Raw genomic sequence first — 15262 nt, 5'->3', positions numbered from 1 at the left:
TCAGTTCCGAAGGCAGGCTGTTTCTGAGACGAGGCGAAGCTATCTTAACGCAAAGGCACAGTCCATTTGGTTAATATCGTCGGAACCCTGGAATGGTGCCCTGTCCACAGGCCGACGTGGCGGCTGTGCCAAGCCGTCCGATGCGAATTGCCGGCCACCGCGCTTGCGCAACGGGCGGCGAGTGGGCTTTGCTGGCGCCGGCAGAATCGGGCCGCCAGAATCGGGCTGGCAGAATCGGTAGGTGCATATGGATACGGTCACGATTACGGCAAAGGGGATTTCGGTATCGGTTGATCTTGCCGTCGGCCATCTCGCCGACATGGCGATCGAGATCGACGGCCGTCGGCTGAAGCCGCTGCATCGCGCACCCTGGGTCGAAGAGCCGCGCGAGACGCTGCCGAAAGATCTGCCTGAAGGGACGGTCCACCTGTCCGGCGATTTCCTCTGCGCGCCGTTCTCGACCAGCGACGTCGAAGCGGCACCTTTGCATGGCTGGCCGGCCAATAGTCGCTGGGACGTCGTCGACAGCGCCGCGACGGCCGATGGCTGGCGCGCCGTCTTCCGTCTGCAGCGCCCGGTCATGGGCGCAACCGTCGACAAGATCCTGACCTTGCGCGACGATCATCCCGTTCTCTATCAGGAGCACGTCTTTTCCGGCGGCGTCGGCGCCATTCCCGTCGCCCACCACCCGATGACGGTAATGACGGCCGGCGGCAGGCTGGCTTTCTCGGCGAAGCGCTTTGCCGCAACGCCGAACGAGGCGCCGGAACCCGATCCGGCTCGCGGCCGCTCTTTGCTCGCCTACCCGGCACGGACCGCCGACCTGACGCGCTTTCCCGCCGCCGACGGCGGCATGATCGACCTGACCGCCTATCGCATGGACCAGCAGCGTGAGGACTTTGTCACGCTGGTCGAGGCCGATCATGGCGGGCCGGGCTGGACCGCGCTGGCGCGCCAGGCGGAAGCAGATCTCGTGCTGGTGCTGAAGAACCCGGCTGAACTGCCGGTGACCATGCTGTGGGTCAGCAATGGCGGGCGCGATTATGCGCCATGGAGCGGCCGCCATCGCGGCGTGCTCGGCATCGAGGATGGCCGCACCGCTGTCGGCCACGCCGCATCGCTCGGCGACAACTGGCTGAAGCGCGAAGGCGTGGCGACCGCCTTTGCGCTTTCTGAAGGGCGCAGCTTTTCGTTCCGCCATGTCATCGGCGCACTGCCGTGGCCGTCCGGCGAGCCGCCGCGCGACGTCGCGAGCTTACCGGGCCGCATGCGCATCCTGGCCGCCGACGGCGCCGTGCGCGACATTGGCTTCGACAGCGACTTCCTGCGGATCGGCAGGTCGGCCCCAGCTTGAGAACTCGCCTCCCCACCTTCGTCATCCCAGGGCGGAGCAGGAGCGAAGCGACGTCGCGGAGACCCTGGGATCCATGCCGCGACCGTCGTCGAGGAATGCGGCGGAACAGAATTCTGCGCCGCTGAGGCGCCCTGATGTCACGGCATGGATCCCGGGGTCTGCGCTGCGTCGCTTCGCTCCTTGCTCCGCCCCAGGATGACGAAAGGGACGATCGTTTCGGGCAATCTCAAAGCTTTGCGATTTGCCGACGGACGGTCAAAATCCCTGAGCGAGGAAACTAATCTCGGGTTTGAAATTCCCGCGAATTGTCGCCAAGATCGAAAACACTCAGCCAGAAAGGCTCCAATGTCCGAGATCGCCCATATTGCTGCTGCCATCTTCAAGCGCGCCGGCAAGGCACCGCGCTTCATCGTTGCCATTGCCGGTCCGCCCGGCGCCGGCAAATCGACATTGTCGGCAGGCTTGCACGACCTGCTGCCGGAAGGCACGGCAGAAGTCGTGCCGATGGATGGCTTCCATTACGATGATGTCGTGCTCGAGCGACGCGGCCTTCGCCAACGAAAAGGTGCCCCGGAAACCTTTGATTTTGCCGGCTTCGAAACGCTGCTCAAGCGCATCCGCGCCGGCGAGCCGGATATCGCGATCCCGGTCTTCGACCGCAGCATGGAGCTGTCGCGCGCCGCCGCTGCGATCATCGCCGCCGACACCAAATTCATCCTGGTCGAAGGCAATTATCTGCTGCTCGACGAAGAGCCATGGACGCGGCTGGCGCCGCTGTTCGACTTCTCGATCTTTGTCGATGTGCCGCGCGCCGACCTCGAGCGCCGACTGCTGGAGCGATGGCACGAGCACGGCCGGTCCGACGAGGACGCGCGCGCCTGGATTGCTTCCAACGACATGCCGAACATCGATCGCGTGCTTGCCCGTCGGCGGCCCGCCGACCTGGTGGTTGGTGAACAGGCCTGATCTGTAAGGACTGTTCGGCCGGAACCTTAACACTTTCAGGCCGTTATCCCGGACACGGCAATCGTGCCGCATGAGGGAACAGTTCGATGGAAACCATGGCAAGAAAGCCTGCGCCCGCCAAGGGCAGGGCAACACGATCAAAAGCAACGCGAGCGAAAACCAGCGCCGGCCCGGCAGTGGCGGCCCGCTCCAAGGACGCGGCAAAGCCCAGCTTTGGCAAGGCGGCGCCGAAGAAGGTGGTGCCTGCCGCGGCCAAAGCCGCTGCACCCAAGCCCAAAAAGCCGGCAAGCAGCAGAGGATCGATCGCAGGCAGCGCAATGCGCACCGTCAAAACGACGGCCAACGTCGCCGCCGGTGCCGTGCTTGCGACCGCCAAAGGTGCGGCCTCGCTTGCCGCTTCCGTAGTCGGCAAGGGCTCGAAACCCCGGACCAAGGCAAAATAGCCGGGCCAGTCTGGCTTTCGATCAGGCTCTGGCCGGAATGGTGAGGCCCCTCTGCACCGCCGGCCGGGCAAGGCCGCGCTCCAGCCATGCGCCGACGCTGGGGAAATCGTCGAAACCGACGAGTTCCCGTGCCTCATAAAAGCCGATCAGATTGCGCACCCATCCAAGCATCGAAATGTCGGCGATGGTGTAATCGTCGCCCATGATCCAGCTGCGGCCCTTGAGCCTCGTTTCGAGGACGCCGATCAGCCGTCGCGACTCGTCGCGATAACGTTCCAGGGGGCGCTTGTCGGCGATTTTGCGCCCGGCGAATTTGTGGAAGAAACCGACTTGGCCGAACATCGGCCCGATCGAAGCCATCTGGAAGAACACCCACTGGATCGTCTCGTAACGCAGCGTTGCGTCTGCCGGGACCAGCTTGCCGGTCTTGTCGCTGAGGTAGAGCAGGATGGCGCCGGATTCGAACAGGCCGATCGGTTTGCCGCCCGGGCCGTCCGGATCGATCATCGCCGGTATCTTGCCGTTCGGGTTCAAAGACAGGAATTCCGGTGTCCAACTTTCGTTCTTGCCGATGTCGACAGCATGCGGCTCGTACTGCAGGCCAAGTTCCTCCAGCGCGATCGATATCTTCACCCCGTTCGGCGTCGGAAACGAATAAAGCTGGATGCGGTCGGGATGGTTTGCCGGCCAGCGCGTGGCAATCGGAAACGCGGACAGATCGGTCATCGAAACTCCTGGTCGGGGGGCGCCCCGAACGGCGCGGTCACGGCGGGTCGCAGAGAGTTAGGCGCGACGCCTGGCGCGATCAATATGCGCATGGAAAGTTTCACCGGCCCCGACGAAACCCGGCAAGGGGTGCGGTTCAGACGGCTTTGACCGCCAGCACCGCATCGGTGCCGCCGAAGGCGAAGCTGTTGCTGATCGCGGTGCGCACCGCGCGCTCACGCGCCACGTTCGGCGTGATGTCGAGATCGCAGTCGGCGTCGGCTTCCCGGTAGTTGGCGGTCGGCGGCACGATGCCGTCGCGGATCGCCATCACGCAGGCGATCATTTCCAGCGCGCCGGACGCGCCGAGACAGTGGGCGTGCATCGATTTGGTCGAGGAGATGGAAAGCTTGTAGGCATGGCCGCCGAAGACACGCTTGATCGCCGCCGTCTCGATCTGGTCGTTGGCCTTGGTGCCGGTGCCATGCGCGTTGAGATAGTCGACGTCTTCCGGATTGAGCCCGGCATCGACGAGGCAGAAGCGCATCGCCGCCTCCGGCCCTTCGATGGTCGGCGCAACGATGTCGGAGGCGTCGGCGGAAAGGCCGACGCCGGCGATTTCGGCAAGAATGGCGGCGCCGCGCGCCATGGCATGCTCATAGGTTTCCAGCACCACCATGCCCGCACCCTCGCCGAGCACAAGGCCTTGGCGATCGGCCGAAAACGGCCGGCAGGTGTCCGGCGACAAGACCCGCAGGGCCTCCCAGCCCTTGAGGATGCCCCAGACCAGCGGCGCATCGGTGCCGCCGGCGACCATGACGTCGGCCCGGCCGAGCCTGATCTGGTCGACCGCCGAGGCAATGGCGTGGTTGGATGACGAGCAGGCAGAGGTGATGCCGAAGACCGGCCCGCGCAGACCAAGATTCATGCTGACGTGGCCGGCGGCAGCGCCCGGCATTACTTTCGGCACGGTGAAGATGCCGGCGCGGTTCTTGCCTTCGAGCAGGATGGCGCGATAGCTCTCTTCGATTGCCTCCCAGCCGCAGACGCCGACGCCGACGATGGTGCCCATCCGATAGGTGTTGGCCGCGTGCGGGTTCAATCCCGCCTGCTGTGCCGCCTCCCGCGCGGCGATCGTCGCCAGAAGGCTGAAGCGGTCCATCGACACGACCTGCTTGCGGTCGATGCCGTGCTCGGGAAGCGTTTTGATTTCGCAGCCGACCCTGACCTTGAGGTCATACAGCTCGGAATTGACGATCGCACCGATTGCCGAACGGCCGGTGCGCATCTCATTCCATATTGCTGGTGCATTGGTGCCGAGCCCGCATAACCCGCCGATGCCCGTGATGACGATGCGCTTGTGCATTCAGTCAGGCTTTTTTCGCGATCAGCGCGCGAACCGCCTCGACCATGTCGCCGACATTCTTCAGATTGCTCCAGGCATCGACCGTGTTCATCTCGATTTCGATGCCATACTCTTCCTCGAGATCGAAGATGATTTCCGTCAGTTCCAGCGAATGGATGCCAAGGGCGGTCAGTTCGGTACTGGTGGTGATTTCCTCGCCGCCCGGCTCGGCATGAGCCTTGATCTTGGCGATGATATCGTTTGCCAGCTGGTCAGCCATTCGGTTTCTTCCCCAACTCTGTCGTTTCCCGACGCCAACTGATCAGCGCCCCTTTTGTCCCCGATTACGTCGTCATCGTCGCCTTTTACCCCCGCCAGGCGCCGATGACCGTACCAAGGTGGCTCCCTCTATAGAAACCGAAACGCTGTCAAGCAACAAGCTATATATCGACAAAGCCGCCGCAGTGCTTAACGTTGGTGTCGTGGACACGATCGCATATAGCTTGAGCTCAGTGCCGCCGGCCCAGCGCGTTGCCGGCGTCGCGCGGCTTGGCTGCGACTGGAACGGAGGCCGCACGCGTCTTCGGCGCCTGTACCAGGACGGCTCGGCCAAGATCCGCATGCCGGCAGTCTCGGCCGATCCGCTCGAAGCTGTCCTGATCAACACTGCCGGTGGGCTGACCGGTGGCGACCGTCTCGCCTGGCAGGTCGATGTCGGTGCCGGCGCCTCAGCAACCATAACAACGCAGGCCTGCGAGAAAATCTACCGCGCCGCATCCGATCGCGCCGAAGTGCGGGTGCAACTGACCGTCGGCGAAGGCGGCCACATTGCCTGGCTGCCGCAGGAAACCATCGTCTTCGACCGCTCGGTCTTTGCCCGCACGCTTGACGTGGAGCTTGCCGCCGAAGCCGAGGCGCTGATCCTGGAGGCTACTGTCTTCGGCCGCCTGGCCATGGGCGAACGGGCAGCGCAAGGCTATTTCCACGACCGCTGGCGCGTTCGCCAGGACGGAGCGCTGGTCCATGCCGAGGAGTTCCGCATCGGGCCCGACATTGCGGCCACCTTGAACCGTACGGCTGTGGCCGGTGGCGGCATCGCCGTGGCGACGCTGCTGATGGTGTCGCCGCGGGCAGAGGCTTTGCTCGAGCCGGCCCGGGGCATGGTCGGCGGCCAGGGCGGCGTCAGTTTCTGGAGTGTGCGGAAATCTGGCAAGCTTCTTGCGAGGCTGTTCGCCGAGGACGGCTACCAGCTCCGCAAGCGGCTGGTGCCGCTTGTCGAATTGCTCAACGGGCGGGCGGGCCTGCCCAAATTATGGTCACTCTGATTTCGATTATGCCACTGCAGGAAAAAGCATGAATCTGACGCCGAGGGAGAAAGACAAGCTGCTGATCGCCATGGCGGCGATCGTGGCCCGCAAGCGGCTCGAACGCGGCGTCAAGCTCAACCACCCGGAAGCGATCGCGCTGATCACCGATTTCGTCGTCGAGGGTGCCCGCGACGGGCGCGCGGTCGCCGAGCTGATGGAGGCCGGCGCCCATGTCGTGACCCGGGCGCAGGTGATGGAAGGCATTGCCGAAATGATCCACGATGTGCAGGTCGAGGCGACGTTTCCCGACGGCACCAAGCTGGTGACCGTGCACGAACCGATCAGATAATCACCAAAGGCGAGGAGAGGAAAATGCTTGAGCTGCGTCCCAACTGCGAATGCTGCGACAAGGATCTGCCGCCCGATGCGACAGATGCGGTGATCTGCACCTTCGAATGCACCTTCTGCGCGGACTGCGCCCAAAACGTGCTCGGCGGCGCCTGTCCGAATTGTGGCGGCAACTTCTCGGCCCGCCCGATCCGTCCGGCAGCGATGCTGAAGAAATATCCGGCCTCGACCCAGCGCATTCTCAAGGCAGAGGGCTGCGGCCCGGCCCGCAAGGCCGCGTGAGAGGCATGATGATCTCGAAGATGGAAGGTACGCCGATGATCCCCGCTACGATGAAACGCACAACGCTGTCGGCGGTCCTGCTGCTGGCGGCAGCTGGGCCAGCCTATGCCCATGTCGGCGACGGCACGGTTTCGTCCTTCACCGCCGGCTTCACCCACCCGCTCTCCGGCCTCGATCACATGACGGTGATGATTGCCGTCGGCCTGTGGGCAGCACTCAAGGGCGACAAAGCGATCTGGGCATGGCCGCTGGCTTTCGTCGGCATCATGCTGGCCGGCGGCGCGCTCGGCATCCTGCATGTGCCGATGGCTTTCGTCGAGCCGGCCATATTGGCGTCCGTCGTGGTGCTCGGGCTGCTGGTTGCGCTCGCCGTCGACCTTCCGGTCTCGGCCGGCGTCGCCGTCATCGGCCTGTTCGCGTTGTTCCACGGCTATGCCCACGGCACCGAGGTGCCCGAAAATGCGGGTGGGCTCGGCTACATGGCGGGCTTTGCCGCCGCCACCGCGCTGCTCCACGCCGTCGGCATCACTGCCGGTTTCAACCTCGGCTGGCGCTTCCGCGGACTTGCCCGCGTCGCCGGGGCCGCCTGTGCCACGATTGGCGCCGGCCTTGCTTTCGGCGTCCTGTGAGGGCCGCAATGATCCCAGGTGAAATCATCACGGCAAGCGGCGAGATAGAGCTGAACAAGGGTCTGGCGACCGTCACCTTGAAGGTAGCCAACAGCGGCGATCGGCCGATCCAGGTCGGCAGCCATTATCATTTCTTCGAGACCAATGAAGGGCTGAGATTCGATCGCGACCAGGCCCGCGGCATGCGCCTCGACATCGCTGCCGGCACCGCCATGCGCTTCGAGCCGGGGCAGGAGCGTGACGTTACCCTGGTGCCGTTCGGCGGCAAGCGCGAGGTCTACGGATTTCAGCAGAAGATCATGGGCAAGCTGTGAGATCGAAGGCGTCGAGCAGTTTCGGCTCAGCCGGGCGGCTTGGCCGCCGCATAGATGACGACCTTTCCCGGATCGTCGAATTCCACCGCCAGAACGTCCTCGGTTTGCACTCTCCGCGAGTCGATGGCGTTGAACAGCAATGCGTTCGCCTCGATCTCCTTGCGCAGCTCGGCAATGTCGTCCCGATGTTGCCTGACCTTGTTTTCGATCGCCGGCGGCGGGCCGCCTTCGGTGCGCGCGGCGTCGGTAAGAAACACGATATCGACCTTGTCGAGCTTGGACGTCTTGCGCACGACAGCGATGTTTTCACGCGTGCGGTCGATCGCCGAGCTGACCTTGCCGGCTTCCGCATTTGTCTTGGTCTCTTCCTGGCCGACCTCCGAGCCGACGATCCGGTTGACGGTCTCGGCGCTATCGAGGCTCTGCGCGTTCAGCGCGGCGTGCGGAATGCTGGCTGCCAGAAACGCGGTCGCAGCAATCCCATGCAGCCATCTGGTGTCGGAGAAGGTGGTGATCGCCATCGCTCGTTCTCAGGCTCCTTTTCGAGGCTTGTGTCAGGGCGACAGGACCGAAACGTAACTTCCCCTGTGAAGGTTCCCTTTGCGACGCGGCGGGCTGACCGGGCGCCGGCCCGCCGCCTCGCCTCGTCAGCTGGCTTTCTTGGTGATCAGCGTCAGCGCGCCATTGGTGCTCATGCTGGCGGCGATCACCTGCGCCGAGGTGAGTCCTTTCGCTTCGAGCGCGGACTTGACCTCCGGTGTCGCGTCGATCGAGCCGCGCAGCTTCTGCAAATCGGCATCGCTGCGCTTAGCGATCACCTCGTTGACCTTGGCTTGAGTGTCCGCCGGCAGATCCTTGATATCGACGACATTGATCGCCTGAATGGTGGGCGCCTGCGGCTGCGCCCCGGGCGCGGCAGGAGCAGGAGCGGCCGGCGCCGGACTGGGCTGCTGCGCAGGCTGTTGCTGGGCGCTGGCGGCGGTTGCGAGCACCAGCGTGGCGGCGGCTGCCAGAAGGGTCGTTTTGCGCATGGATGTTCCTTTCCATCGATTGGCAAATGGTCGTTTTGGGGTGGCCCGCCCACCTCAACCGCCAAATGGGATCGGAAAGTGTCGCTCAGCGGGTCATTGCGTGACCATAGGATGGCGGCAATGTGGGTCCCGGCTTCGACAAGCGGTATTTTCGGGCTGTATTTCGGGAGCAATTGCTGATGGCTAAAATCACCCGCGCCGCCTATGCGCAGATGTACGGCCCGACCGTTGGCGACAAGGTCCGGCTCGCCGACACCGAACTGTTCATCGAGGTCGAAAAGGATCTCACCCTTTACGGTGAGGAGGTGAAATTCGGCGGCGGCAAGGTCATCCGCGATGGCATGGGCCAGAGCCAGGTTTCGCGCGCGCAAGGCGCGGTCGACACCGTCATCACCAATGCGCTGGTCGTCGATGCCACCGCCGGTATCGTCAAGGCAGATATCGGCCTCAGGGACGGCCGTATCGCCGCGATCGGCAAGGCCGGCAATCCGGATACTCAAGGCGGCGTCACCATCATCATCGGCCCGGGCACCGAGATCATCGCCGGCGAGGGCAAGATCCTGACCGCCGGCGGCTTCGACGCGCATATCCACTTCATCTGCCCGCAGCAGATCGAGGAAGCGCTGATGTCGGGCATCACCACCATGCTCGGCGGCGGCACCGGCCCGGCGCACGGTACGCTGGCCACCACCTGCACGCCTGGGCCGTGGCATCTGGCACGCATGATCCAGTCTTTCGATGCCTTCCCGATGAATATCGGCCTGTCGGGCAAGGGCAACGCGTCGCTGCCTGCCGCGCTCGAGGAGATGGTGCTCGCCGGCGCCTGCTCGCTGAAGCTGCACGAGGACTGGGGCACGACGCCGGCTGCAATCGACTGCTGCCTGTCGGTCGCCGACGATTACGACGTGCAGGTGATGATCCACACCGACACGCTGAACGAGTCCGGCTTCGTCGAAAACACGGTCGCGGCGATCAAGGGCCGCACCATCCATGCCTTCCACACCGAAGGCGCCGGCGGCGGCCACGCGCCTGATATCATCAAGGTCTGCGGCCTGCCCAACGTCATTCCGTCCTCGACCAATCCGACCCGCCCCTACACGGTCAACACGCTGGCCGAACACCTCGACATGCTGATGGTCTGTCACCATCTGTCGCCGTCGATCCCCGAAGATATCGCCTTTGCCGAAAGCCGCATCCGCAAGGAAAGCATCGCCGCCGAAGACATTCTGCACGACATCGGCGCCTTCTCGATCATCTCGTCGGACAGCCAGGCCATGGGCCGCGTCGGCGAAGTCGCGATCCGCACCTGGCAGACCGCCGACAAGATGAAGCGCCAGCGCGGTTCGCTGCCGCAGGAGACCGGCGACAACGACAATTTCCGCGTCCGCCGCTACATCGCCAAATACACCATCAATCCGGCCATCGCGCATGGCCTGTCGAAGGACATTGGCTCGGTGGCGGTGGGAAAACGCGCCGACCTCGTGTTGTGGAACCCCGCCTTTTTCGGCGTCAAGCCGGACATGGTGCTGATCGGCGGCATGATCGCCGCCGCCCCGATGGGCGATCCCAACGCCTCGATCCCGACGCCGCAGCCGATGCACTATCGGCCGATGTTCGGCGCCTATGGCAAGGCGATGACCAATTCGTCGGTGACCTTCGTTTCGAAAGCCGCGCTCGACGCCGGCCTGCGCGGCAGGCTCGGTGTCGACAAGCAGATGGTGGCGGTCGAGAATACCCGCGGCGGCATCGGCAAGCATTCGATGGTGCTCAACGACGCCACGCCGCATGTCGAGGTCGACCCCGAGACCTACGAGGTCCGCGCCGACGGCGAGTTGCTCACCTGCGAGCCGGCCACCGTGCTGCCGATGGCGCAACGCTACTTCCTGTTCTGAACCATAGGCGTTAGAACGACCGATGTAGAACATGCCGCGCCAGGCCTATGGACCAGCAACTCCCTTACGCCCACGACATTTTCCCGCATATCCGCATTGTCCTGGGCATGGTGATCGGCCTTGGCGTCACACGGCTGCTGTCGGGGCTCGCCCGCATCGTCCAGCATCCCGGCCAGTACCGGCTCTATCCCGTGCACCTCGCCTGGGTTGCGTCGGTGCTTCTGATGCTGGTGCATTTCTGGTGGTGGGAGTTCGGCCTGTTCCAGATCGAGAATTGGACCTTCGGCAAATACCTGTTCATCATCTTCTACGCCGTCGCGCTGTTCCTGCTCTGCGCGCTGCTGTTCCCGGATTCGATGCTGGACTACACCAGCTATGAGGATTTCTTTTATTCGCGCCGGGCCTGGTTCTTCGGCCTGCTGGCGGCGACCTATCTGCTCGACGTGATCGACACGCTGCTGAAAGGGCCGGAGCATTTCGCCCATTTCGGCATCGAATATCTGATCCGCACGCCGGTTTTCGTCGCGCTTTGCGTCATTGCGATCCTGCTGCGCGACCGCCGCTTTCACATCGCCTTTGTCGCCGGCGCGCTCGTCTATCAGATATCGTTCATCCTGCGGCTCTTCGACACGATCGTCTGAGCCCCATTGGGGCGGCGGACCGGATAGTCTAGGCTTTTTGCGAAAGGCAGTCTTACATGAAGCTCGATATTCGCACCGACTTCACCAAATTCCCGCGCGCCGTCTCCGTCCTGGCCGCAGGCGAAGCCGGAACTGCCACGCCATACGACCGTGCGGTGCTTGCTCATGACGAGCGGCATCTGCGCCGTCGCGCCATCGAAACGGCCCGTAGCGACAAGGTGCTGGTCGACCTGCCCGAACCGGTGACGTTGAACCATGGTGACCGGCTGGTGCTGGAGGATGGCCGCCAAATCGAGATCATCGCGGCCGAGGAGCCGCTCTATGACATCAGGGCCAGCGATCCTGTCCATCTGGCCGAGCTTGCCTGGCACATCGGCAACCGCCATCTCGCCGCCGCAATCGAAGCTGGGCGCATCCTCATCCTGCGCGACCATGTCATCAAGGCGATGCTGGAGGGATTGGGCGCCATTGTGAGCGACGTCTCCGAGCCGTTCAAGCCGGTGCGCGGCGCTTATTCCGGCCATGGCGGGCACGGCCATGCTCATGCCGAGGCGCATACGCACAGCCACGCCGAAGCGCATTCTCATAGCCATAGCGAATCGCATTCCCACAGCCATTCGCACGACCATGACCATGACTGACCAGCCTTCCAACATTGCATTGTTGCGGCTGATGGCGTGGCTGTCGCCTTCCTTCCCGGTCGGCGGCTTTTCCTACAGCCATGGCCTGGAACAAGCCGTGCATGCCGGGCTGGTTGCCGACAGCAAAGACCTCGCCGCGTGGCTGGAAACGCTGGTCGAGATGGGTTCCGGCTGGAACGATGCGGTGCTGTTTGCCGAAAGCTGGCGCCGGGCGCGCGAAGCCGGCGATCTCGTCGAGGTCGCTGCGCTCGGCGAGGCCTTAGCCGGCTCGCGCGAGCGTCATGCCGAAACCATGCTGCAGGGCGCCGCCTTCCTGAAGGCGGCCTCGGCCTGGCCGTGCCAGGTGCTGGACCGCCTGCCGGCCGAATGTGCCTATTGCGTCGCCGTCGGTGCCGTCGCCGGCGGCCACGGATTTATGCTGCGGGACGCGCTGGGCGCCTTCCTGCAGGCCTTCTTTTCCAACCTCGTCCAGGCAGCGATCCGGCTCGGTGTCGTCGGCCAGAGTGCTGCGATGACGCTGCTCGCCGGCTTCGAGCCGCTGGCCTTGGCGACCGCGGCCCGCGCTACCGGCTCGACGCTCGACGATCTCGGCGGCTGCGCTTTTATCTCCGACATCACGGCGAGTAGGCACGAGACCCAGTATTCGCGGCTGTTCCGCTCATGATCGTCCTCGCTTTCGCCCTCTCGCTGGTTCTGCTGCTGATCACCGCGCTGCATGTCTATTGGGCCATTGGCGGCATCTGGCCGGGCAGGGATGCTGCCTCCTGCGCCCGCGCCGTCATCGGCTTTCATGGCGTCGACGAAATGCCGGCGCCCTTCGCCAGCTTCGCCGTTGCCGCCTGCCTCGGCCTGGCGACACTGTGGCCGATGGCGCTCGAGGGCATCTTTGCCACGCCCTTTCCCAAGGCCGGGCTTGCCGCCACGTCGCTGCTCATCGCGCTGGTTTTCCTGGCGCGCGGCATTGCCGGCTTCACGCCGTGGTGGCGCCGGCTGACGCCCGAGCAACCTTTCGCGCGGCTCGATCTGCGTTATTATTCGCCGCTGTGCCTGCTGATCGGCCTCGGCTTCGCCATCCTTGCCTTCACGGAGTTCCCCGCATGATATCCCCGAACGGCCCTCTTCGCATCGGCATCGGCGGTCCGGTCGGCTCCGGCAAGACGACGCTCACCGAAAAGCTCTGCAAGGCGCTGCGCGACGAGTTCTCGATCGCCGTCGTCACCAACGACATCTACACCAAGGAGGACGCCATGATGCTGGCGCGCCTCCAGGCGCTGCCCGAAGATCGCATCATCGGCGTCGAGACCGGCGGCTGCCCGCACACCGCCATCCGCGAGGACGCCTCGATCAATCTGCAGGCGATTGCCGAAATGACCAAAAAATTCCCGGATCTCGACATCATCTTCATCGAATCGGGCGGCGACAACCTCGCCGCCACCTTCTCGCCGGACCTTGCCGACCTGACGCTCTATGTCATCTCGGTTTGCCAGGGCGAGGAGATTCCGCGCAAGGGCGGACCGGCGATCACCCGGTCCGATTTCCTGGTCATCAACAAGAGCGACCTTGCGCCCTATGTGAACGTCAATCTCGATGTCATGGAGAGCGACGCCGCCCGCATGCGCGGCAAGCGGCCGTTCGGTTTCACCGATCTGTCGCGCGGCAAGGGGCTGCAGGAGGTCATCGATTTTATCGTCGAGCATGGCGGCCTAAGGGTCGGCGCCGCCGCCAGCACGGCGGCGTAAGGCGACAGTGCTCGCCTGCACCAAACGAAATCGGTTGCGGGTGTTCCAGCCGCGCGGCATGCTCGCTCCATTCGCGGAGACATACGATGAGCATCACGCGCCTGCAGAAGGAAGTGCTGACCAACCTGCCGTTCTATGAGGAGCGCGTCGACCTCGCTTGCGCCTTCCGCTGGACGGCGCGGCTCAACATGCACGAGGCGGTGGCCAACCATTTCTCGCTGGCGGTCAACGACGATGGCTCGCAATTCCTGATGAACCCTAACCAGGTGCATTTTTCGCGCATCAAGGCGAGCGACCTGCTTTTGATCGACGCCAATGATCCCGACACGCTGACAGGCCCGAATGCGCCCGACCCGACGGCATGGGGCCTGCACCGCGCCATCCATCGCAACGTGCGTCATGCGCGCTGCGTCATGCATGTCCACTCGATCCACGCCACCGTGCTTGCCTCGCTCGCCGACTCGACGCTGCCGCCGGTCGACCAGAACTCGGCGATCTTCTTCAACCGCCATGTCGTCGACGCTCATTATGGCGGGCTGGCCCTCGAGGAAGAGGGCGAGCGCTGCTCGCAGCTTCTTGTCGACCCGAAGGTCAAGGTGATGGTGATGGGCAACCATGGCGTGCTGGTCATCGGCGACAGCGTCGCCGACACCTTCAACCGCATGTTCTATTTCGAGCGCGCCGCCGAAACCTATATCAAGGCGCTGTGGACCGGCCGGCCGCTGCGGGTACTGTCGGATGAGATCGCAGAGAAAGCGGCAAGGGAACAGGAAGACTATCCCGGCCAGGCCGAACGCCACCTCTCCGAACTGAAGGCTATCCTCGACGAGCAGGAGCCTGTCTACCGGTACTGAGCTGCGCCCTTCTCCCCGTACAATGACGGGGAGAAGGACGCTGTTATCGCTGGTTTCGCCAATCATCGGCGTTGCAGGAAGTCTAGCTTGCGGCGGCCTTTTCAGCCAAGCTTACAGCCCCAAATGAGCCCGCAATTCGTCGGCGCCGTTGATGACAATCGCCCCCGGCGGCCCTTCCATGGGCACCTCTGGCCAGAAGATCGTTTTCATTCCCGCTGCCAGCCCCGCCGTGGCGCCCGTCACGCTGTCGTCGACCGCCACGGCCTCGGCGGGATCGACGTCGGCCAGCCAGGCGGCGCGCAGGAAAGGTTCGGCGTGCGGCTTGCCTTCGCGCACGTCGTTGCGGCTGACCGTCTTCATACCGGGATAGACGAGGCCTACGGCGCGCAGATTGGCATCGACGATCAGCCTGTCCGAGTTGGACACCACCGCTTGCGGCACGCCAAGCGCGCGCAGCTCATTGAAAATCTCGATCGCGCCGCTGCGAGGCGTCAGCGTTTGCGCCATCGGCAGATAGTGATCGTATTTACGCACGATCCAGTCGTCGAAAGGCAGGTCGAGGCCGAACTCGTCGCGCAGCATTTCGTAGACCGGCCATGCGGCGATGCCGAGCACCCGCTCGTGCAGGTCGGCCGGCGGCGCGATGCCGACGCTGTGCAGCGCCGCAATCAGCGCCGCCTCGTGCAGCGGCTCGCTGTCGACCAGCGTGCCGTCCATATCCCAGAAAACCGCTTTCGGCGTCATGCAAGGCTCCATTCTCCAAAATCCCTT

21 protein-coding genes are annotated in these 15262 nt (G+C 64.2%); 15 read left to right on the top strand and 6 right to left on the bottom strand.

What is annotated here, in order from left to right; all coding sequences use genetic code 11:
* Positions 1-247: 247 nt before the first annotated feature.
* The 3 genes from NKH05_RS08065 (at position 248) to NKH05_RS08055 (ending at position 2763) form a co-directional block, all read left to right on the top strand.
* Entirely contained in the window at positions 248-1354 is a 1107-nt protein-coding gene (locus NKH05_RS08065) for a hypothetical protein (RefSeq protein WP_353005785.1), read from the top strand.
* Between the two features lie 345 nt (positions 1355-1699).
* Positions 1700-2320, top strand: a complete 621-nt coding sequence (locus NKH05_RS08060) for a nucleoside triphosphate hydrolase (protein ID WP_352495059.1) — start codon at positions 1700-1702, stop codon at positions 2318-2320.
* 86 nt (positions 2321-2406) lie between these two features.
* Positions 2407-2763, top strand: coding sequence for a hypothetical protein (locus NKH05_RS08055; protein ID WP_352816696.1), 357 nt, complete (start codon positions 2407-2409; stop codon positions 2761-2763).
* A gap of 21 nt (positions 2764-2784) precedes the next feature.
* On the opposite strand, the gene NKH05_RS08050 is transcribed toward NKH05_RS08055, so the two are convergent.
* From NKH05_RS08050 to NKH05_RS08040, 3 genes are all read right to left on the bottom strand, one after another.
* On the bottom strand, positions 2785-3489 hold the full coding sequence (locus NKH05_RS08050) for a glutathione S-transferase family protein (RefSeq protein WP_353025237.1): 705 nt from the start codon (positions 3487-3489) through the stop codon (positions 2785-2787).
* A gap of 136 nt (positions 3490-3625) precedes the next feature.
* Positions 3626-4834: a beta-ketoacyl-[acyl-carrier-protein] synthase family protein gene (locus tag NKH05_RS08045; RefSeq protein ID WP_353025236.1), complete on the bottom strand. Its 1209-nt coding sequence runs from the start codon at positions 4832-4834 to the stop codon at positions 3626-3628.
* Between the two features lie 4 nt (positions 4835-4838).
* Positions 4839-5093, bottom strand: coding sequence for an acyl carrier protein (locus NKH05_RS08040; RefSeq protein WP_023677013.1), 255 nt, complete (start codon positions 5091-5093; stop codon positions 4839-4841).
* Positions 5094-5316: 223 nt separating this feature from the next.
* Here NKH05_RS08040 and NKH05_RS08035 point away from each other — a divergent pair, with 223 nt between their 5' ends.
* From NKH05_RS08035 to NKH05_RS08015, 5 genes are read left to right on the top strand one after another with little or no spacing between them, the layout of a single operon-like run.
* Positions 5317-6138 carry an urease accessory protein UreD gene (locus NKH05_RS08035; protein ID WP_502913235.1) on the top strand — a complete coding sequence of 274 codons (822 nt, stop codon included), beginning with the start codon at positions 5317-5319 and terminating at the stop codon, positions 6136-6138.
* A gap of 28 nt (positions 6139-6166) precedes the next feature.
* The gene (locus NKH05_RS08030; RefSeq protein WP_023677011.1) at positions 6167-6469 is read left to right on the top strand and encodes an urease subunit gamma; all 303 of its coding nucleotides are present in this window, start codon (positions 6167-6169) and stop codon (positions 6467-6469) included.
* 23 nt (positions 6470-6492) lie between these two features.
* Positions 6493-6750: a DUF1272 domain-containing protein gene (locus NKH05_RS08025; protein WP_023722547.1), complete on the top strand. Its 258-nt coding sequence runs from the start codon at positions 6493-6495 to the stop codon at positions 6748-6750.
* 35 nt (positions 6751-6785) lie between these two features.
* Entirely contained in the window at positions 6786-7379 is a 594-nt protein-coding gene (locus tag NKH05_RS08020; protein WP_031195187.1) for a HupE/UreJ family protein, read from the top strand.
* 8 nt (positions 7380-7387) lie between these two features.
* Positions 7388-7693 (top strand): urease subunit beta, encoded by a 306-nt coding sequence (locus tag NKH05_RS08015; protein ID WP_023722545.1) that lies wholly within the window; start codon positions 7388-7390, stop codon positions 7691-7693.
* Positions 7694-7719: 26 nt separating this feature from the next.
* On the opposite strand, the gene NKH05_RS08010 is transcribed toward NKH05_RS08015, so the two are convergent.
* Both NKH05_RS08010 and NKH05_RS08005 read right to left on the bottom strand, forming a co-directional pair.
* Positions 7720-8214, bottom strand: coding sequence for a hypothetical protein (locus NKH05_RS08010; protein WP_023722544.1), 495 nt, complete (start codon positions 8212-8214; stop codon positions 7720-7722).
* Positions 8215-8340: 126 nt separating this feature from the next.
* Positions 8341-8724 (bottom strand): hypothetical protein, encoded by a 384-nt coding sequence (locus NKH05_RS08005; protein WP_023722543.1) that lies wholly within the window; start codon positions 8722-8724, stop codon positions 8341-8343.
* Between the two features lie 179 nt (positions 8725-8903).
* On the opposite strand from NKH05_RS08005, the gene ureC reads away from it, so the two are divergent.
* From ureC to NKH05_RS07970, 7 genes are all read left to right on the top strand, one after another.
* Positions 8904-10616, top strand: coding sequence for an urease subunit alpha (ureC, locus tag NKH05_RS08000; protein WP_502913234.1), 1713 nt, complete (start codon positions 8904-8906; stop codon positions 10614-10616).
* Between the two features lie 47 nt (positions 10617-10663).
* Positions 10664-11257 carry a hypothetical protein gene (locus NKH05_RS07995; RefSeq protein ID WP_023722541.1) on the top strand — a complete coding sequence of 198 codons (594 nt, stop codon included), beginning with the start codon at positions 10664-10666 and terminating at the stop codon, positions 11255-11257.
* 56 nt (positions 11258-11313) lie between these two features.
* Positions 11314-11898, top strand: coding sequence for an urease accessory protein UreE (locus tag NKH05_RS07990; RefSeq protein ID WP_023722540.1), 585 nt, complete (start codon positions 11314-11316; stop codon positions 11896-11898).
* Positions 11891-12562, top strand: coding sequence for an urease accessory protein UreF (locus NKH05_RS07985; protein WP_352495055.1), 672 nt, complete (start codon positions 11891-11893; stop codon positions 12560-12562). The genes NKH05_RS07990 and NKH05_RS07985 overlap by 8 nt, the downstream gene beginning before the upstream one ends.
* Complete coding sequence (locus tag NKH05_RS07980) at positions 12559-12999, top strand: DUF3995 domain-containing protein (RefSeq protein WP_023722538.1); 441 nt, start codon at positions 12559-12561, stop codon at positions 12997-12999. The genes NKH05_RS07985 and NKH05_RS07980 overlap by 4 nt, the downstream gene beginning before the upstream one ends.
* Positions 12996-13637, top strand: a complete 642-nt coding sequence (gene ureG / locus NKH05_RS07975; protein WP_352791970.1) for an urease accessory protein UreG — start codon at positions 12996-12998, stop codon at positions 13635-13637. The genes NKH05_RS07980 and ureG overlap by 4 nt, the downstream gene beginning before the upstream one ends.
* 86 nt (positions 13638-13723) lie before the next feature.
* The gene (locus NKH05_RS07970) at positions 13724-14491 is read left to right on the top strand and encodes a class II aldolase and adducin N-terminal domain-containing protein (RefSeq protein WP_352791971.1); all 768 of its coding nucleotides are present in this window, start codon (positions 13724-13726) and stop codon (positions 14489-14491) included.
* A gap of 111 nt (positions 14492-14602) precedes the next feature.
* Here NKH05_RS07970 and NKH05_RS07965 read toward each other — a convergent pair whose 3' ends face one another.
* Positions 14603-15235, bottom strand: coding sequence for an HAD family hydrolase (locus NKH05_RS07965; RefSeq protein ID WP_352852147.1), 633 nt, complete (start codon positions 15233-15235; stop codon positions 14603-14605).
* Between the last annotated feature and the right edge of the window lie 27 nt (positions 15236-15262).

Origin of the sequence: Mesorhizobium sp. M1399, assembly GCF_040317735.1 — a bacterium.
Lineage (GTDB): Bacteria > Pseudomonadota > Alphaproteobacteria > Rhizobiales > Rhizobiaceae > Mesorhizobium.
This window is presented reverse-complemented; position numbering and strand designations above follow the sequence as displayed.